This window comes from Bradyrhizobium sp. 25ACV (assembly GCF_054863005.1).
This window is the reverse complement of record NZ_JAVAYO010000020.1, coordinates 42494-61657: the sequence shown is the minus strand read 5'-3', so window position 1 is coordinate 61657 and position 19164 is coordinate 42494. Positions and strand designations below refer to the sequence as shown.

Here is a 19164-nt window from a genome sequence, read left to right as displayed (position 1 = left end):
TGCCCCGGCGTATGTCTGGTGGACTTGTCTAGTCCTTGCCCTCGCGCTGACGTAGGTAGTCGTCCGTCGTTCGCGGCGGCGTGCGTTCGGGAATGCCCTTGAACGGATCGAATTGCTGCTCGCTCATGACGATGACGCGGCAGTCGGCGCACATCTTGAGCGCCTCGATCCGTTTGTCGCCGGCGGGATACATCCAGTGACGCCCCTCGAGCTTGGCGGCGATCCGGTCGATCGTGCTCTTCACCCCGAACGCCGTGCCGCAGCGGACACAGAGCGCGGGCTCCTCTTCCTTGATGACTGCGGCGGGAGCGCGGGCGGCGCGGAAATCGATCTGCGGCTTGAGCGTGATGACCTTTTCCGGACAGGTGGTCTGGCACAGGCCGCATTGCACGCAGGCATCCTCGATGAATTTCAGCACGGGCCGCTCGGGGTCGTCGCGCAGCGCGCCGGTCGGGCAGGCGGAGACACACGAGAGACACAGCGTGCAGCCGTCCGTGTCGACGCTGATCGCGCCGACTGGTGCGCCCTGCGGCAGCGCAATTACGTCCACCGGCTTTGGCGCGAGACGATGCAGCTCGCCGAGGCCGAAGCGCAGGAGGTCGCGCCGCTTGCCGACGGTTCTGAAGGTCGCCGGTGTTGCGACCGCCGCAAGCGGGCCGATGCCGGTCAGATCGCCGCCGAGCGCGTCAGGGTCGTCGGTCTCGATCGTGGCGACGCGCTGGCCGTCAAATCCGAGACCGCCAAGAATCGCATCGGCCATGCCGATCGTCTGCGATAGTCCGGTCATGTCGTGGCGCGGCTTTGCGCGCAGCAGATAGCGCACGGCTGTTACGCCATAAGCGAATGCTCCGACGATCGCTTCCAGCCCGACCTGCGTGAGTTCGTTGACGGCGAAGGGAAGCACATTCGCCGGAAGACCGTCGCCATGTCGTGCCAGAGCTTCGATCAACGGTGTGCCGTGCGAGCCGTCATGGAACAGCAGCACCGCGTTGGAGCCGCCGGCTTCGTGGTAGGCGAGCAGCATGGCGCGAAGTCGTTGAAGCTGCGTATCGGCGGGCGGCAACGTGTAAGATGCAGCGCCGGTCGGGCAGGCGGCGGCGCATTGCCCGCAGCCCGCGCAGATGTTCGGATCAACAGCGACATGATCGCCAGCGGGCGTGATTGCGCCGGTCGGGCAGAGATCGAGGCAGCGATGGCATCCCGTACGCTTCGAGCGCGAATGGGCGCAAAGACCGGGCGTAACGTCGACATATTTCGGCTTGTCGAAGCTGCCGACGAGGTCGCGTGCGGTCAGCACGGCGCGCAGCACCGCGGCGGGATCGTTCGGGTCGGCGCGGAGATACCCGTCGCGCAGGTCGTGTGCGGGAAACAGTGGCATTCCGCCCGAAAGGTCCAGCACGATATCGCAGTGCGACGTCACTCCGTTTCGGAGAGCGTCAAGCACGAACCTATCGCGCGAGGAGGGGCGGGGCCTGGCATAGTCGTCGATCGCAAGCTCGAAGGCGCCGAAATGTCCCTTCGCGGAGCGAATCGTGCCGTTCACGATCGGGAAGACCGTTGCAGCGGGTGGCACCATCTCATCGAGTTGCTTTAGCATCACCGTGACGTCGAGGTGATCCGCGAGCAAGCGGCCTGCCTCGATCGCAGCCTCATCGCGCCCGTAGACCAGGACCACGCCCTCGCTCGACAAGGTGACGAGCGGATAGCCCGGGGCCGGGATGGAGGCGGAAGCGAGCAGGGCGGCCATTTTCGCACCGGCCCGTGCGCCGTCTCGCGACCATCCGGCGGTTTCGCGAATGTTGACGAAGCTGATCGCATCAGGCCGTTCGCCGGCCTCCTCAGCAAACTGCGCCGCCTGCTGCGTGCAAGCCACCGTCAGCGCGCCACCAGCGGCGGCCGCGTTACGGAAGTGATCGAGCTCGGCGCCGCAGAGATGGCGAAAGCCTTTGATCTCGCTGTTGGGGCATCCTCGCCGGATCGTGGCCACGTCAAGACGCATCGTGTCTTCGCACGAGCAGATCAGGACGGTCTTCGATGGCTGTTCCAGGTTGACCCCTCCGCCATTCGGGCGCCGACGACGGACTCGCGCCGGCCCTTCGCCTCGTATAGACATTATCCACCGGGAAGAAAAGGAAAGCGGAGGACGGCCTGCCGTCGATCCCAGTGAGCCACGTTTCCCTGGCGGAACCGATCCACCTCCCGCCGCCGTTCACATTGGTGCGGTTGCGCGAGAATGGCGACGCTTTTGCCCAAGCATGCCGCATTGCACCAGAGAGTGGCGCCGGCACGCTCGTCTACGTTGGGCGCTTTGACCTGGCGGAGTTCGCCGTGGTGCTCGAGCCGGCTGAACCGCTGCGCAGCGCGCGACGCGCGTTCTACGCCGGCATGGTCGCGCTCACCGATGCCCTGCGCGCCTACGCGCCGCCGAGCAAGTCGATCGCGATCGGCTGGCCGGACGCCGTCTGGATCGACGGAGGTCTGGTCGGCGGCGGCCGCATGGGGTGGCCTCTCGCGGCCGTTGAGGAGGAGCCGTCGCCGTGGCTGGTGTTCGGCGCGATGATCCGGACGATTGCCATGAATGACGACGAGCCTGGTGTTCATCCGCTCGCCTCGGCGCTCGACCTGGAAGGCTTTGGTGAGGCCGGTGCGGCGCAGATCACGGAGAGCTTTGCCCGGCACCTGATGATGGCATTCGATGGCTGGCAGGCGGACGGTTTCGACGGCGTCGCGCGCGAATATCTTTCCCGCATGCCCCGTGAACGGCAGACCATTCAGCGTATCGACGATCGCGGCGATCTCCTCACGCGCCGGATTGGGGCGGGTGCGATCGAACGTGGCGACCTCGTGCAGGCGCTCGCGGCGCCATCCTGGCTCGATCCGGCACTCGGGGGGCCGCGGCTGTGAAGCTCCTGCGTACCATCGCGCTCGATCCCTCCGACACATTCGTATTCGACGTGGCGGCGGAGCCGGGCGATTGGGCCGTCTCCGGCGTTTTCCGCTTTTGGGATTGCGATGCTGCGAAGCTTGAGGGCAAGGCGCGCGCGGCTTTCCGCGGCGGTTTCCTCGGGGTGCAATCCTGGGGCTGGTCGACGCTGGCGCAGATCGTTCCGGCCACCGAGGACGACTACCGCAGTCTGGTCGATCTCCTTGCCGGGCAACTGGTCGATCGTTTCGGCGCGCCGGATATGGCGGCCGCGAAGAGCGCCGCAGAAGAGGAGGTGGCGTTTTCGCAGTCGCTCTGCAGCCATCCGATCAGCTCCCTTGTTGCGGTGCACCGGGCCGTAAGCGACGGCGAGGTTCGCGAGTCCTTCCGCCGACTGCAACTGCGCGAAGGGCAGGGGCACGGCAAGGCGTTCTCGTTCATGGAAATGGAGGACGACATCGAGCCTGACGGCAATCTCAAGCTTGTGGATCTGGGCCGGAGGCCAACTGCCAGATGAACGATTTCTGGATTGCCTGCGGCCATCATCTGCTCGATCGCGACGAGGGCGGTGGGCTCCGCGTTACCGACGAATTCCTCAAGGCCTATTTTGCCCGTCCCGAGCTGATGCCGCCGGAGGATGCGTGTCCGGTCGAACGCCGGCTGCACCGGGAATTGCTCTCCGATCCGCGCCAACCGGTCAGCGCCGGCGAAATCGCCGGTATTGCCGACCTCGACGCCCGGGAGAACTGGCAGTTCGTGCTGGCCTTTCGCGATCTTTTGTTGCGGCATCCGACGCTCGAAGCCGCTTATCTTGCAACGGTGCGCGCAGGCGCGAACGATCTGCCGCCGCTGTTCGTCAATCAGCTCGTGCATGTCATCCTGCGCAATGCGCTCGACGGTTGCGACGATCCGTTCGTGCTGCGCGCGGCCGAACTGTTCTTCCGGGCCCAGCGAATTCTGCCGCATGAGCGGGCCCTGCTGCTCGGCGACGAGGAGATCGTCGGCGGAATCAGCCCAACTCCGGCGCTCTCGCTGATGTCGATGCTAGGCGCTACGACCGATGCGGTGGTCGATGTCTTGAACGCGGAGAATGTTGCTGCCTATTGGCAGCGCAGCGACCAATTCGACATGGCCTTCGACCTCACGGCCGACGGCTTGGGGCCGACTGCCCTGGCGCAGGTGATGAGGCGCTGGCTCTCTCATCTGCTCGGTCTGGACGTCACGATCGAACCGCTGCGGGCACTGCAGGACGCAAAGCTCACCTGGTATGTCGGGCTCGATGCCGATGCCACAATGCTCGGCGATCGTCTCTGGCACGGCGAGGAACTCGACGGGCCCAGCGCCGAGCGTGTGCTCGCGCTGTTCCGCCTCTCCTTTGTCGATCCAATGCTTGCGCTCGACGATGTCGAGGACGAGCCGGTCTACCTGATCCTGTCGATGTCGGCGGATCAAAAACTGCGCATGAAGCCCCAGAATCTGCTGACAGGCTTGCCGGTCAAACGTCTGGAGATGGTGACATGAGCCCCGCGGCGCTGCCATTGCTGTCGATTCCGGTCGGTGTCGTGGTCGAGCGGCGCAAGGCCGTCTCCCCTTGGGTCGATTTCATCTGGCGTGGCGTCGCCATCCTGCCGGACGAGCCCGCCACAAGACCCTGGAGCGTGCTTCGCGAGCAGGACGGCACGACGCTGTTCTATGCCGGAAGCGCGGCCGTGGATCTTTATCCGTCTGAGACGGCGCGCTATCGCGACAATCTCGCCTCCGGCAGTCCGAGCATCTGGATCGTGCTGTCGCCCTCGGAAGGCGCCTGGCCCTATGCCATCACGGCGGTTACCGCCGATCCCGCGGAGGGCGAGGGGTTTACCGAAGCCGCCGACAATCTCGTCGAGGCCGTGCCGATGCCGGAGGTGCTGCGCGAAGTCATTGAAAGGTTCGTGGCCGAGCACCATGTCGAGCGGGAATTCGTCAAACGCGAGCGGCGCCGCGCCGACCCGGAGGCGTTGGCGCGCCGCGAACATGAAGGCGGACAGGAATGAGCGACGAGGAGTTCCTTGCACGCTGGTCACGCCGCAAGCGTGAGTCGCAGGCGGAACCGGCGAAGCCTGCCGAGGCGCAGCCCGCGCCGCCGCCCGAGGCCAAGGACAACGAGAGCGAGGTCGATCTCTCGATGCTGCCGTCGATCGACGAGATCACCGCTGCGACCGACATCACCGGCTTTCTGAGCAAGGGTATTCCGCAGGAGTTGAGCCGTGCGGCCCTTCGCCGCGCCTGGGCGGCCGATCCCGCCATTCGCGACTTCATCGGGCTCGCGGAGAATGCGTGGGACTTCAACGATCCGACCGCGATGCCGGGTTTTGGACCGCTCGATTGCTCTTCGGAGGAACTGGCCGCACTCGTCGATCGCATCGTCGGCGGGGTGCGTGAGGCAGTCCGATCTCTCCCCGAGGCGCCGGTTGAAACCGCGGATTCTTCAGCGCACTTGCATCAAGCCGATACGACAGCCGTATCCGACGTCGTCGAGCCGCCGGTCGAGGCGGAATGCCCGGCGATCCCTGTTGCAGCACAGCCGACGCTGGCGGACAGATCAGCGGAGTTTGCCGAGCCCGTCAGGCCGCGTACGCACGGTGGTGCACTGCCGCACTGAGGAGCACGACCAAAGACTATAGGCTTGGGCTATGGGCGGGCGATTGACGGTTCGTGGAACCGGGATTACGCTCACCCTAGTGCTTTGTTAGAAAAGCAAAAATCAAGCAGACGGGACTCTTGGATGGGAGGTCCACGTGCGTGATGACGGGCTTGATCGCGCGATCGATGCCGCGGGCGGCATCGCCCAGCTTGCGCGCAAAATCGGCATCAGTCAGCCGTCCGTCTCGAATTGGACGCGCGTGCCCGCACAACGGGTGATTGCGGTCGAAACCGCCACCGGCGTTCCTCGCAACGACCTGCGGCCCGATCTCTACAGCGAACAGGCCGTTTCCTCAGAGCTCGTCGATCCCGTCGATGCTGCGCGGGCGCAGGAATACGCGCTGCTGGCAATGCTGCTGTCTGCGCCGCCGTCGAGACGATTGCTCGACCAGCTTTCCATGTTGACGGGCGACGCGACGCCGCTCGGGCGCGCGCATGTTGCGCTGGCTGAGGCGGCCTCAAGCGCTGTCGCGGCGAAAGTCGAGCGCGAATATTTCGACCTGTTCGTCGGGCTCGGCCGCGGCGAATTGCTGCCTTACGCCTCCTATTATCTCACCGGATTCCTCAACGAGCGGCCTTTGTCGCGCCTGCGTGCGGACCTGGCGAGGCTCGGCATCGAGCGGGTTGCCAACAAATCCGAACCCGAGGATTCCGCCGCCATCCTCTGCGAGATCATGTCGGGCCTTGCCGACGGACAGTTCGGCGTCTCGCCCGAGGCCCAGCGCGCCTTCTTCGAAAAACATGTGTCGCCCTGGATGGCGCGGCTGTTCGCCGACATCGAGAGTGCCGGGAACGCCCGTTTCTATCGGGCGGTCGGCGCGCTCGGTCGCACCTTCATCGGGATCGAGACGGAAGCATTCACATTCGCCAACTGACCGACGCGCGTCGGTCCGGGAGAGATGCGATGAGTGAAGAAACCAAAGCCAAGGTCGGACGCCGCGATTTCTTGCGCAAGGTCGGCATCGGTACGGTCGGCGCCGGCGCGACGCTCGCGACGCCGCTGGTCGGCTCCGCGCAAGCGGACAGCGAGAACAACGATGAGAAGCGCAAGGCGCGCTACAAGGAATCCGACCACGTGAAGGCCTATTACCGCGTCAATCGCTACCCGACTTGAGAGGGAGGCCGCCCGTGCTTATCAAGCGAACCCACCAGAATTCCAATCGCCGCGGTTCTGTCGCGAACACCCTTGCAAGCCAGACCTCCGGTCTCGATCGCCGTACCTTCCTGCGCCGGTCCGGTCTTGCGGGTGGCGCGCTCGCAGCCCTCGGCACCCTGCCGGTTTCGGGCGTGCGCAAGGCGGAAGCGGCCGTGGCGGGTCCGCTGACCGCCGGCGCCGCCGTCAAGAAGAGCATCTGCACGCATTGCTCGGTCGGATGCACCGTGACCGCGGAGGTATTGAACGGGGTCTGGATTGGCCAGGAGCCGAGCTGGGAGTCCCCCATCAATCGCGGATCTCATTGCGCGAAGGGCGCTTCCGTGCGCGAGCTGGTGCACAGCGAGCGGCGTCTACGCTATCCGATGAAGCTCGTGAATGGGCAATGGACGCGCGTCTCCTGGGACACCGCGATCAACGAGATCGGCGACAAGATCTTCGAGGTTCGCGAAAAATCGGGGCCGGATTCCGTCTATTGGCTCGGCTCGGCCAAGATGACCAATGAAGGCTCGTATCTGTTCCGCAAGCTCGGGGCGTTCTGGGGTACCAACAACACCGATCATCAGGCACGCATCTGCCATTCCACCACCGTCACCGGCGTCGCCAACACCTGGGGCTACGGCGCGATGACGAACAGCTACAACGATATTCGCAATGCCAAGACCCAGATGATCATGGGTGGCAATCCGGCCGAGGCGCATCCGGTTTCGTTGCAGCATCTGCTCGAGGGCAAGGAGCTGCAAAAGGCCAACTTCATCGTCATCGACCCGCGCATGACGCGCACCGCCGCGCACGCGACGGAATACGTGCGGATGCGTCCGGGTACCGACATTCCGGTGCTCTATGGCATCATGTGGCACATCCTCCAGAACGGCTGGGAGGACAAGGAATTCATCAAGCAGCGCGTCTACGGCTTCGACGATCTCCGCAAGGAAGTGGAGAAATGGAATCCGCAGGAGGTCGAGCGCGTCACCGGCATTCCCGGCGAACAGCTCAAGCGGGTGGCTAAGATGTTCGCCACCGAGAAGCCGTCGACGCTGATCTGGGCCATGGGCCAGACCCAGAAAACCGTCGGCACCGCCAATGTGCGGGCGAGCTGCATCCTGCTGCTCATGACCGGCAATGTCGGCGGGCAGGGCATGGGCGCCAACATCTTCCGCGGCCACGATAACGTGCAGGGCGCGACCGATGTCGGGCTCGATATTGTGACGCTGCCCTTCTACTACGGCCTTGCCGAAGGCGCCTGGAAGCACTGGTCGCGGGTCTGGGAAGTCGACTACGAGTTCCTGAAGTCGCGCTTTGATTCCAAGCAGATCATGGAAACTCCCGGCATTCCGCTGACCCGCTGGTTCGAGGCGGTGACGCTGCCGAAAGATCAAGTCGCTCAGAAGGACAACGTGCGGGCCGTGTTCGTTCAGGGACACGCCAGCAACAGCATCACGCGCATTCCGGAGTCTCTCAAGGGCCTGAAGGCGCTGGACCTGCTTGTCATTGCCGACCCGCATCCCACGACCTGGGTGTCGCTGGCGGTGGAGGCTGGCCGCAAGGACGGCATCTACATTCTTCCGGTGGCCACGCAATTCGAGTGCAAGGGATCTCGCGTCGCCTCGAACCGCTCGCTGCAATGGGGCGAGCAGATCGTGAAGCCGATCTTCGAATCCAAGGATGATCTCGAGGTCATCTATCTCATGGCCAAGAAGCTCGGCTTCGCCGACCAGATGTTCAAGAAGATCAAGGTCGAAAACAACCTGCCTGAAGCAGAAGACGTGCTGCGCGAGATGAACCGCGGCAGCTGGTCGACCGGCTATTGCGGCCAGTCGCCGGAGCGGCTCAAGGCGCACATGAAGAACCAGGCGAAGTTCGACATGCTGACGATGCGCGCGCCGAAGGACGATCCCGAAGTCGGCGGCGATTATTACGGCCTGCCGTGGCCGTGCTGGGGCTCGCCGGAAGTCAGGCATCCCGGCACGCCGCTGCTCTACAACACCAATCTCGCGGTGATGGACGGCGGCGGCACGTTCCGGCCGCGCTTCGGTATCGAACGCGAGGAAAAGCTGCCGGACGGAACCACGCGCAAGGTCAGCCTGCTGGCCGACAAATCCTATTCCAAGGATTCCGAGATCCAGGACGGCTATCCCGAATTCACGCTGGCGAGCCTGAAGAAGCTCGGCTGGGACACCGATCTCACCGAAGCGGAGATGGCCACGATCATGAAGGTCAATCCGACCACTCCGGATTCGGTGTCGTGGTCGCTCGATCTCTCAGGGGGCATCCAGCGGGTTGCGCTCAAGCACGGCTGCGTGCCTTATGGCAATGGCAAGGCTCGCATGAACGCATTCGGCCTGCCTGATCCGATTCCGGTCCATCGCGAGCCGATCTACACGCCACGCGTCGATCTCGTCGAGAAATATCCGACGCTGCCCGATGCCAAGCAGTTCCGCATGCCCAATATCGGATTCTCGGTGCAGAGGGCTGCCGTGGAAAAGGGGATTGCCAAGCAGTTCCCGCTCATCCTCTCCTCGGGCCGTCTGGTCGAGTATGAGGGCGGTGGCGAGGAGACGCGTACCAATCCGTGGCTTGCCGAACTGCAGCAGGATATGTTCATCGAGATCAATCCGGCCGATGCTGCCGATCGCGGTGTCAAGGACGGCGGCTGGGTCTGGGTCACGGGCGCGGAGAACAATTCCAGGGCGAGGATGAAAGCGCTCGTCACCGAGCGCGTCGGCAAGGGCGTCGCCTGGATGCCTTTCCATTTCGGCGGCTGGCTGGGAGGCAAGGATCTTCGCAGCGCCTACCCGAAGGGGACCGATCCGATCGTTCTTGGCGAAAGCGCGAACACCATCACCACCTATGGATACGATCCCGCGACCGGTATGCAGGAGCCCAAGGTCACGCTTTGCCAGATCGCGGCGGCATAAGGAGCAACGACGATGGCACGTATGAAATTCCTCTGCGACGCCGACCGTTGCATCGAATGCAATGCCTGCGTCACTGCTTGCAAGAACGAGCATGAGGTGCCCTGGGGCATCAACCGGCGCCGCGTGGTCACCATCAACGACGGCAAGCCAGGCGAGCGCTCGATCTCGATGGCCTGCATGCATTGCACCGACGCGCCTTGCGCGGCGGTGTGCCCGGTGAACTGCTTCTACACCACCGCCGATGGCGTGGTGCTGCATTCCAAGGATCTCTGCATCGGCTGCGGGTATTGCTTCTACGCCTGTCCGTTCGGCGCGCCGCAATATCCGAAGGTCGGAAACTTCGGCTCGCGCGGCAAGATGGACAAATGCACCTACTGCGCCGGCGGCCCGGAGGCCGACGGAAGCAAGGAGGAATACGAGAAGTACGGCGCGAACCGCCTGGCCGAGGGCAAGCTGCCGCTGTGTGCCGAAATGTGCTCGACCAAGTCGTTGCTTGCGGGCGACGGTGAGATCATTGCCCAGATCTACAAGGAGCGCGTCATGAAGCGCGGCTACGGCTCGGGCGCGTGGGGTTGGAAGACCGCGTATCGCGAGACGATCGAGTCCTGAAACGGATAGCCGAAGGGCGCACAACACCGGGAGGACGTGATGGCGTCATTTGAAAGGATCATTCGCCTGGCTTTCGGCGCGTGTGTGCTGCTCCTCTTGGTCATGGCGGCGCCCGCAGGTGCTCAGCAGGTCAATCCGACCGCGAGTGCGGTCAAGGAGCAGCAGCTTCTGCAGGAGCTCAACCGGATCCAGGGTCGCGTCAGCATTCCCGATCAGCGGTCGGGCGTTCTCGAGCAGCCGCAGGGGCGGGAATGGCGTGAGTTCCGCAACGTGACATTGCGCTGGGTCGGGGGCGTTGCCATCCTTGGCATGATCGCGATCATCGTGATCTTCTATCTCTCCGTCGGGATGGTGCGTCTCCAAGCCGGACGGTCGGGCCGCACCATCGTGCGCTTCAACACGTTTGAACGCTTCGTGCACTGGATGACCGCGAGTTGCTTCATTGTCCTGGCCATTTCCGGGCTGAACATCACGTTCGGCCGGCCATTGCTGCTGCCGCTGATCGGCTTCGAAGCTTTCTCCGAATGGTCGCAATGGGCCAAGTACGCCCACAACTATCTGAGCTTCCCGTTCACCATCGGCGTCGTCCTGATCTTCCTGATGTGGATCGGCGGCAATATCCCGAACAAGGTGGATGTCGATTGGGCGAGGCGCGGCGGCGGCCTGATCGGTCACGATCATCCGCCGGCCTATCGCTTCAATGCCGGCCAGAAGATGATCTACTGGATCGTCGTAATCGGCGGCGGTCTGGTTGCAATCACGGGGTACGCGCTGATGTTCCCGTTCTATATGACCGGGATCGAGGCCATGCAGATGGCCCAGATCGTCCACTCGATTGTGGCCGTACTGTTTGTCGCGGCGATGATCGGGCACATCTATATTGGCACGATCGGAATGGAAGGTGCGTTCGAGGCGATGGGCTCAGGCGAGGTCGACGTCAATTGGGCTCGCGAGCACCATAGCCTCTGGTTCGACCAGGAGACGGCACGAGCGGGGCCTAACGACGGACAGTCCCGACCCGCAACCGAGGCGGCCGAGTAAGACGGACAGCCGCGAAAGCGGGCGGTTCGCTCTATTGCGCCGGTTCTTTCGCAAACAAGATCGAACGGTCCTGCATCTCCTGTTCAGGGAGCTTGTTTGCCTGACCTGTCTGCAGTTCCTGGATGGATGGCATGCCGCTCTGATCGAATAGTGCGTGCGATCTGAGCATGCTGTTGGCCGCTCCGGCGAGAAGCAAGGCTGCAATGAGCGAGAGCATGAGGCGTTTCATGCGCATCTCCGTCTGCCATGTCCACCCAGCACGACGGATACACGTATGTTGTCTTGCGCAATGTGAGCCACTTCACAGCCAGCGGTTCCAAATTCGTCGATGCGTTCCGTCCAACGACGCCGGGATTACGAAGCGAGGAAATTGGATGAGCTCGATCGGGCTCGCGCCAACACGCTCTGCGCCGTCTGTTGTGATGCGGCTTTGGTCGTGATGAAAGCCGGAACCGGGGTTCAAGCCTGCGATATATACCGCCGTGCAAGTGGCGCGTATGGCCGCCGCTCTCGTGGGCGCGATGTGTGCGCCGATAGATCAAAGAAAGTCCATCGAAGGCAAGTGGAGCCGGCGCCTGTCGAAAGCGGGCTAGAGAGAACACGGCACGCTTGCGGTGAATAGGCCTTGTGCATCCATGCTGGTCTTTGATTCAGCCAGCATGGTGATCAGAATTGCGCTGACTTGGGAATCGTTCGCGTGCGATATCTCGTTGCTCGGGACTTTCGCGCACGCGACGCCGATTGCCGTCTTTCTCCCGAGCGCCGTGCTTCCGCCCTTCGTACTCTGTCCCGGAGCCGCTTCAATTGAGCGAGCTGGCTAACGAGCTCGATCGCTGTATGATGCAGAACAGCCAGGCTGCAAACCCCACTACTCACTATAACAACCCCAACAGGCCTTGCCGAATCCGTGACGGGAAGATCGAATTTGTGACGACGTGCCAATAATTTCTAAGCAATGGATCCGGAGCCGTCCGTTCGCTTTACGACGATACGCAGAAATATTTTCGAGCACTCTAGTGCATTGCACCAAAAATGCTCGCATCGAAAAAGGGAATTTGGACGCGCTCTTTGAAACGGCCTTCGCATTTGCATCAGCGCGAAGGGGCCGCACGAAGGATATCCACCGTCCGGGCGATTGGCTCTTCGACCCAGGCCTCGCGGGCGAACCAATTGTGATTGGCCTCACAGATTGGGCAACGAGTATTGCCGAAAAACACGATGCTCCGCAGGAAAGTCTCGCGATCGGATTTGATGCCGGTAGGAATCGCGCGACCCGTTTGCGGACACTCGACCATGACCATACCCATGTGAGCCTCCCAGAAACATACTGCTGAAAAAGGGGCCGGCCGGCTGGAGTGCGTTCTCGTCGGTGCGGGTTACTTGGGGGGGCATCGCACCTGGGGTCGTTGTCGAGCAAAGGGCAACTTGCTCGTGACGACGCTTCTCCAACCGACCGGATTCCTGCTTGGCGAATTCTCGGGATACCGCCGGTTTAGCCGGCAGGCCCATGAAATGAGGCTTCGGCTTCAACCGAAGGCCTCTGGGAGGCCCCTCACAATTAGCATGTCCAAATTCCTGCGGCTTCGTGCCAAATATTCTGCTCGCAACGAAGCCAATATCTTCCTCTTGACGGACAGATCAGCCAACCGGATCACTGGTCTCACTCCCCCTCACGCAACTCGTTAACATTATCTTTTTACATTTAATGCGCAATTAAATTCGTGATGTCGGTCCGGTTTGCGACTCTAGACCGATTTATTTGGCTGTCGCGGCGGGATGTCGTCATCGAAAAGGTCGGGCCCTTCGTACGCTCAGCCCCATCCTTCGCTACCTGCCATCAGTTCGGTTCGCGCCGCCATTTAGCTTTTGTAACGGGTGGTTAAGTTCGGTTCAAATATGAAATAAATTTTGATTATATGGTCGCGCTGTAATCTCGTTGTTAATTGCTGCCGATCACGTAAGCTAAGCTCGCCCAGGTTTCGTTCGGCTGGAGGAGACAATGTGGGATTTAACTCTTAGCGAGTACGATTTCGCCCCCGATGCGCCGCAGTTGGCCCAGATGCGTGCCGAATTGGTAGGTATTGGCGAGAAGGAGCGCATTCTGCGAGAACGCAGTGCCGATCGCGAAGCCTATCGGTACCTCCTGGATGCTCATCGGTCGAGCGCGAGCGCGCTTTCTTTGAGAGCAGGTGTTGAACATTTCTCCGGAGGGAGGGGGTAGGGGCGGCCCGCTGTGGCATGCCGGACCGGATTGTCGTTTCGAAACGAGACCGATTGGGTCATGTGTGCCCGGCAGACGGGAATTGCCGCGCCGCGGACCGTTCGGATTGAACTTCGTGGCTGTCGAGGGGCGCGACGCTAGCATCCCGGGCGCTGTCGTCGCTTCGTCGGCACAGGACGAGGCAGATGTCTTCACATTGGTTGGAGCCGTGCTGGAAAGATCGTCGGCAGAGATGGTGTTGAGACCGGCTTCGGATGCAGTGTTCGCGCTGCTGGATCGTCGACCAATGCTCTTCAGCGAAGCTGGGCAGAAGATCTTTGAACTGGACCGAGTAGGGGCATTCATCTGGTGTAAGCTGGCGCAAGGCGCCTCTCTGGAAGACACCTGTAAGGGGCTTGGGACGCTAGGCATTGACGAGCAGACCGCGCGCCAGTTCACCCGACAGGTCGTAGATGTCTGGATCGATCGAGCGTTGCTCGAGGTCGACTGGCGAATGCCGACCGATTTTGCCTTCTCAGCGGTACTAGGCCGCCACCGAATAGGGGTCCGGGCTGCAAATCGGGACCTCTTGAGGCGGCTGTGTTCGCTGTTTTGTGTTTCGGACCAGAACGCCGGCGGAGACGACGACATTGCGATCGAGGCAATGATGCTGGAGGAGCAAGTGCTCTTGCGCGGAGAGGATTCCAGCATCTCCAGATGTCAAGTCGAAGCGCTTGCCCCAACGATCAAAGCTCACATCACCGAGCGGCTTATTCGAAGCGATCGCTGGACCTTCTCCCTTCATGCCGCTTCTCTTGTAAAGGACGGTATGGGCCTATTGTTGTGCGGCCAACCGGGAGCTGGAAAGTCTACCCTCACATTGCAGCTGGTGGATGCCGGACTTCGGTACGCCGGCGATGACGTTGCGCTGGTTGGCGCTGACGGAGCGATCTGCGGCATCCCGTTTGCTCTCACCCTCAAGGAGGGATCGTGGGACTTGCTCTCGCGACTACATGGCGGCCGGTACGACGCGACGCATTGCCGCTCCGACGGCGTTCTGGTGCGATACGTACCCGTTGCGGATGCGTACCACCAAAGCTTTTCCGCAAGCTGGATCATCTTCTTGAACCGTGTCGCGAGCGGTCCGGCCAAACTAACCGCGATAGATCAACTGGATTCGATGAAGCGGCTCATCGACAACGGATTTGCTGCTGACGGAAAACTTTCGCAGGCCGGCTTTTTCGCTTTGAAGCGGATCGTCGCGGGCGCGCCATCGCTTCAACTCACCTATTGCGAGGCCGTGGAGGCTCGCCGCGTGCTTATGGATCTATGCAATGGCAAGGCATAGCGCGGCGCTGACGAGCCTCTGCAATTGCCTGCAAGGCGTGCCACCTGTCGATGTCGAATGGACGTCGGTAATCGGGCTCGCAAATCAGACTCTGACGACACCGGCGCTCATCGATTTTGTCGACAAATTTGCACCGGTCTTGTCGGAGGACGTCTGCGGATATATTCGCCAGATCCACGGCCGAAACGTGCTGCGGAACAATCGGCTCGTCGCTCAACTCGAAGAAGCCGTCGTTGCGATGAACGACCTGGGAATTACGCCGATCATGCTCAAGGGGGCATCGACGCTGGTGACCGCGCCTGAAGAGCGACGAGGCGTTCGGCTAATGTCTGACCTGGATATTATGGTTATGCCGCACGAAGCCAGAATGGCAGTCTCCGCTCTATGCGCAATTGGCTACGATGTTGACTATGAGACCCCTCCCGAAAGCCACAGATGGCATATCGAGCTGAATCGCTCGCGGGATGTCGGGACCATCGATCTGCAGCGGGCAGCTCCGGGTCCTGCATACCTCTACCAGAGGCTCGGGCACCCGCTGAACCATTGCGTCCCCGCGCCGCTGGGGCGCGGACGCGTCTATATCCCCACGCCCACGTACCGGGCGCTCATGTTGATCATCCATGATCAATTTCAAGACTACGGTTATTGGTTGGGCGACCTCGACCTGCGGCACCTTGTTGAATTGCGCGATATGAGCAATTCTGCCGAGGGCCTGGATTGGAAAGAGCTTGCCTCTCTTGTGTCGGGCGAATTGATGAAGAACGCGGTTGAAACCCAGCTGTTTGCTCTTGCTGAGTTGCTTGGCGTCGAGATTCCGCAAGAGTTGCGCTCTCGGCTGATTCCCCGTCTGCAGTTCATGCGACAGTTGATGCAAGCACGATTTCCGGCCACACGCGTGCCCTTCCTCGCAATGATGATGCTGGATCTCGGAAACTACCGGAAGGTGGCGAATGACACCATCCAACCCACTGCGCGCCGGCGTGGATTGTGGTCCCTGCCGAGGATGGGAACCCTGCAGTTTCTGTTGAAGGCGGCCGTCGCGGTGCGCGCAGGGAAGGCCTAATCACTAGCCCCTCCGTTAGGGCGGCAGCTCCGAAGCGAACGCTTTCAACTGGCCGCGTTCCGAGCGAGTGCCAGCTTCCGGATCCGTGAATCTAACGATTTCGCGCATGCGGGGATTTGCAGCGGCAGGGCTATCAATGCTCTTGACCACCAGCATTCTGGTTGGAGGCTTCACCGTTCTCGTGAATCCTGAACTCCTCCAATGTGTGCCCTGATTGTAGTGCGGCGACCAGCCAGCGCGGCTGTTTGCCACGCCCAGACCAAGTCTCTGTCGGTTTGAGAGGGTTGAAGTATTTCGGTACGACCTTTGGGTATTTGCGGCGGGGAGGCTGGCCTAGGCCCATCTCTGCCGTCCCGCTTTCGGGGCCACCGACCTGTTCCGGTTGGTTGAGTTGCGCCAGGCGCTTCTCCAGCTCCCGCTTTTCGGCCGTGATCTTTTCAGCAAGAATCTTTGTTAGCTCCTCGTGGAGGAGCCATAGTTCTTCAAAATCCATGGCTTCGAGATCTTGCCTGCGCATAGCATTCTCGTCACCGTTCAACCCACGCTCCCGACTACCTTGTCATTTCCACGCCGAGTATCGTTTTCGAGCGCCAAATACGGATAGGTCCAAGGCTGGTCTTTCAAATTGGCGTGACAATAAATAATAATATATTATTTAATTATTTATTGCGAGGATTATTTTCATCAGTTTTTAATGCCGGCCCGACGAGAAACATTGGATGTTATTGATTGCCCTTTGGGGCGCCTTCAGGAAGCGATCAGCCGGTTGATCGCTCCCGCGGCTAGGTTGATTGATATCCAGGCTTTGAAGCCACCAATCCAGCTGCGATGGCTCGCGCTGAGAGAAACTCAGTCGTAAGCTCCCGGTTGCCGAGGGTAAGAACGATGCAAGGCGGCCTCGGGTCCGAGCATATTTGTCGAAAGTGCGGCATGGCAGATTGATCCCAGGCCCGGCTTAACGTGTCGTTCTTCACTTGAGTCGGGGCGTCGGTGCACGTAAGGCGCGTAATGTTACTTTGGTCGCTATTAAATTGAGCGGATAAGTTCATTTTTTTGTCTTGATTAGAACCGGCGGCGCAGTTATGTGGAGCACGAACTTGCCGTTCGGTTCCACATATTTTTGTTTAAGCTGACCACTTGGTTCTTGATTAGCCGACCGGGACAATATTAAATGGGCGCAACTACAGGATGCTAGCATGTCGACCAAGAAGCTCGAACTAGAAGCGATGTCTCTGGACGATCTATGGTCGCTTCATGAGGAAATTAGCGGCATTTTGTCGGATCGGATTAAGGCGGAAAAGCAGGAACTGGAGAAGCGCCTGGCGGTTCTCGGAGGGGGAATGGCCGTGTTTGAAACCGGCGGGCCGGCCGTCGCCCCGACCGGCAAGCAGAGGCGCAAGTATCCGCGTGTGCTGCCGAAGTATCGCAACCCCCAGACTTCTGAAACCTGGTCAGGACGTGGCAAGCGGCCGCGGTGGTTGGTTGCTGCCATGAAATCGGGCCGACGGATCGAGGAGTTTCGCATAGCGGCCGCGACTCCCAAGCTTCGGCAGCGGGCGTGAGACGTCGTTACGCCAGCAGGTTGGCGCAGCTTGGCACTTTGAGCGGGGATCGAGCCTAGTAGGCGTTGCGGCCCCGCAAGACCTCCATCGGAGTTTGCAACAGGATTGCAAGATCCAGCCGAAGACTCCAATTGTCGACGTACCAGAGATCGTACTGTACACGTGCTTCGATCATGGACGCTGTAGGTGTTGCGCCGCGGCAGCCGTGGATCTGGGCCCATCCGGTCAGTCCTGGCCTGACCCTGCGGCGAAACGCGTAGTTTCGCACGAGCTTGTCAAACTGTCCGTCGTGGGCCAAGGCGTGGGGGCGCGGACCCACCAGCGACATGCTGCCCTCGAGCACATTCAGCAGTTGCGGCAGTTCATCGAAACTAGTTCGACGCAGCCATCTGCCCACGCGGGTGATGCGTTGGTCGGCCGGGGTGGCCTGAACTATCACGCTGCCGTCCTCGAGCACGTGCATGGTCCGAAACTTGCGGATCAAGAATGTCCGACCATTAAAACCACAGCGTTGTTGTCGGAAGAACACGGGGCCGGGAGAATCCAGCTTGATTGCGATTGCGGCAAGCGCAAGCAACGGTGCGGATATCGCCAAGGCGAGCCCTGCGCCAAGAATATCAATGATTCGCTTGGTTGCGCACTCGAACGGGGTAAGGGGACCGCGCTGCAATTCTACGCAAACGGCACTACCAAGGCTGCGCGTAGGATGTCGAAGCAATTCGGCTGTTGTGCCGACCGGCACGAATATGACCGGAAACGGCAATACCCGCAACTCGGCAACAAATGCCCGAAGCTCGGGCCATCGCTCCGGGCTGGCTTCGACCACCACCTGGTCGAGCCGGGCGTTGCGAATGTGGTCGATTACGCGAGACGTGAGGCGCTTGCGACCGGCGGGACCGAACCCAATGGGCGGCAGGCTGAACCGCCCCTTGATGCAATATCCATGCATAGCCAAGGTTTCCGGTAGGCCGGCATTCTTCGAAAGCGGCTGGTCCGTGATTAGAACGATATTCGTGCTGGCAAATCTTCTTTCGCTCAGGCCTCTTATCAGCAGCGATTTGACAGCCCAACGCTCGGCTACAAGCAACCCTAAGCCAAGGATGGCGAAGAGCGGGCCTGCTTCCTGAGATACGCCCGGACGAATTGCAAAGCCGTCGGCGGCCCAAATCAAGAGCAGCAATGACGCCCACGTCACGCAGACGGCCCGAACCTGGTTTTTGAGGACGAGGAGCTCAATCGGGCGATAAAGACCTTGAGCCTTCAGCACGGATGCAACGCAAGCTGCGCTGACCAGCGCTAAGCCAAATGCGTTGCCATGGTGTCCCTCAGCTTGCCCGTTTTGGAGCCGGTACAGTAATGTGGAGACGACGCTCGCCAACAAAATCGTCGCGATATCGGCACAGAGTGCAACATGTTCGATCCAGTCATAACGGAGGGGCCATTTATGCCTGGGGGACACCGACGGCTCGAGGCTGACACGAGCCGTATCGTTTCGATCGGGGAGGTGCCGGTTCACGAAGTTCATGGTGGCGCACTCGGAATTAGCATTTAATTTATTATTAATATTGAATATATCAAGCAAAATATCTTAATTTAAATGTTGCCAAATGCCGCTTTTCGGATCTGGCGCTGCTCGAAGAACTGCCCATCGAAGCGGAACAGGTT

At 61.1% G+C, this 19164-nt stretch carries 18 protein-coding genes; 13 read left to right on the top strand and 5 right to left on the bottom strand.

Annotated features, from left to right (window positions below; translation table 11 throughout):
- Positions 1 to 28: 28 nt before the first annotated feature.
- Complete coding sequence (locus RAD04_RS33475) at positions 29 to 1999, bottom strand: 4Fe-4S binding protein (RefSeq protein WP_461627207.1); 1971 nt, start codon at positions 1997 to 1999, stop codon at positions 29 to 31.
- A gap of 164 nt (positions 2000 to 2163) precedes the next feature.
- Between RAD04_RS33475 and RAD04_RS33470 the strand changes: the two genes are divergently transcribed.
- From RAD04_RS33470 to RAD04_RS33425, 10 genes are all read left to right on the top strand, one after another.
- Positions 2164 to 2904: a biotin/lipoate--protein ligase family protein gene (locus tag RAD04_RS33470; protein WP_461627206.1), complete on the top strand. Its 741-nt coding sequence runs from the start codon at positions 2164 to 2166 to the stop codon at positions 2902 to 2904.
- Positions 2901 to 3440 carry a DUF6505 family protein gene (locus RAD04_RS33465; RefSeq protein ID WP_461627205.1) on the top strand — a complete coding sequence of 180 codons (540 nt, stop codon included), beginning with the start codon at positions 2901 to 2903 and terminating at the stop codon, positions 3438 to 3440. The genes RAD04_RS33470 and RAD04_RS33465 overlap by 4 nt, the downstream gene beginning before the upstream one ends.
- The gene (locus RAD04_RS33460; RefSeq protein ID WP_461627204.1) at positions 3437 to 4444 is read left to right on the top strand and encodes a DUF6352 family protein; all 1008 of its coding nucleotides are present in this window, start codon (positions 3437 to 3439) and stop codon (positions 4442 to 4444) included. The genes RAD04_RS33465 and RAD04_RS33460 overlap by 4 nt, the downstream gene beginning before the upstream one ends.
- Complete coding sequence (locus RAD04_RS33455; protein ID WP_461627203.1) at positions 4441 to 4956, top strand: DUF3305 domain-containing protein; 516 nt, start codon at positions 4441 to 4443, stop codon at positions 4954 to 4956. Before RAD04_RS33460 ends, RAD04_RS33455 begins: the two co-directional genes overlap by 4 nt.
- Complete coding sequence (locus tag RAD04_RS33450; RefSeq protein ID WP_461627202.1) at positions 4953 to 5564, top strand: DUF3306 domain-containing protein; 612 nt, start codon at positions 4953 to 4955, stop codon at positions 5562 to 5564. Before RAD04_RS33455 ends, RAD04_RS33450 begins: the two co-directional genes overlap by 4 nt.
- Positions 5565 to 5700: 136 nt before the next feature.
- A complete protein-coding gene (locus tag RAD04_RS33445) occupies positions 5701 to 6480 on the top strand; it encodes a molecular chaperone TorD family protein (protein ID WP_461627201.1) in 780 nt (259 codons plus the stop codon).
- Positions 6481 to 6509: 29 nt separating this feature from the next.
- Positions 6510 to 6719: a twin-arginine translocation signal domain-containing protein gene (locus RAD04_RS33440; RefSeq protein WP_026201605.1), complete on the top strand. Its 210-nt coding sequence runs from the start codon at positions 6510 to 6512 to the stop codon at positions 6717 to 6719.
- Between the two features lie 14 nt (positions 6720 to 6733).
- On the top strand, positions 6734 to 9676 hold the full coding sequence (locus tag RAD04_RS33435) for a formate dehydrogenase subunit alpha (protein WP_461627200.1): 2943 nt from the start codon (positions 6734 to 6736) through the stop codon (positions 9674 to 9676).
- Between the two features lie 12 nt (positions 9677 to 9688).
- On the top strand, positions 9689 to 10285 hold the full coding sequence (gene fdh3B / locus RAD04_RS33430) for a formate dehydrogenase FDH3 subunit beta (protein ID WP_007592757.1): 597 nt from the start codon (positions 9689 to 9691) through the stop codon (positions 10283 to 10285).
- A gap of 39 nt (positions 10286 to 10324) precedes the next feature.
- Positions 10325 to 11326: a formate dehydrogenase subunit gamma gene (locus tag RAD04_RS33425; protein WP_461627199.1), complete on the top strand. Its 1002-nt coding sequence runs from the start codon at positions 10325 to 10327 to the stop codon at positions 11324 to 11326.
- Between the two features lie 31 nt (positions 11327 to 11357).
- Here the strand turns inward: RAD04_RS33425 and RAD04_RS33420 are convergent, their stop codons facing one another.
- Entirely contained in the window at positions 11358 to 11555 is a 198-nt protein-coding gene (locus RAD04_RS33420; protein ID WP_240536272.1) for a hypothetical protein, read from the bottom strand.
- 862 nt (positions 11556 to 12417) lie between these two features.
- Positions 12418 to 12633 carry a hypothetical protein gene (locus RAD04_RS33415; protein ID WP_461627198.1) on the bottom strand — a complete coding sequence of 72 codons (216 nt, stop codon included), beginning with the start codon at positions 12631 to 12633 and terminating at the stop codon, positions 12418 to 12420.
- A 1029-nt stretch (positions 12634 to 13662) separates the two neighbouring features.
- On the opposite strand from RAD04_RS33415, the gene RAD04_RS33410 reads away from it, so the two are divergent.
- The gene (locus RAD04_RS33410) at positions 13663 to 14874 is read left to right on the top strand and encodes a serine/threonine protein kinase (protein ID WP_461627275.1); all 1212 of its coding nucleotides are present in this window, start codon (positions 13663 to 13665) and stop codon (positions 14872 to 14874) included.
- A complete protein-coding gene (locus tag RAD04_RS33405; protein WP_461627197.1) occupies positions 14861 to 15937 on the top strand; it encodes a nucleotidyltransferase family protein in 1077 nt (358 codons plus the stop codon). The genes RAD04_RS33410 and RAD04_RS33405 overlap by 14 nt, the downstream gene beginning before the upstream one ends.
- Before the next feature lie 133 nt (positions 15938 to 16070).
- On the opposite strand, the gene RAD04_RS33400 is transcribed toward RAD04_RS33405, so the two are convergent.
- Positions 16071 to 16454, bottom strand: coding sequence for an H-NS histone family protein (locus RAD04_RS33400; protein ID WP_461627274.1), 384 nt, complete (start codon positions 16452 to 16454; stop codon positions 16071 to 16073).
- Positions 16455 to 17133: 679 nt separating this feature from the next.
- Between RAD04_RS33400 and RAD04_RS33395 the strand changes: the two genes are divergently transcribed.
- Entirely contained in the window at positions 17134 to 17499 is a 366-nt protein-coding gene (locus RAD04_RS33395; protein WP_461620860.1) for an H-NS histone family protein, read from the top strand.
- A gap of 55 nt (positions 17500 to 17554) precedes the next feature.
- Here RAD04_RS33395 and RAD04_RS33390 read toward each other — a convergent pair whose 3' ends face one another.
- Positions 17555 to 19024 carry an exopolysaccharide biosynthesis polyprenyl glycosylphosphotransferase gene (locus RAD04_RS33390; protein WP_461627196.1) on the bottom strand — a complete coding sequence of 490 codons (1470 nt, stop codon included), beginning with the start codon at positions 19022 to 19024 and terminating at the stop codon, positions 17555 to 17557.
- Positions 19025 to 19164 lie beyond the last annotated feature (140 nt).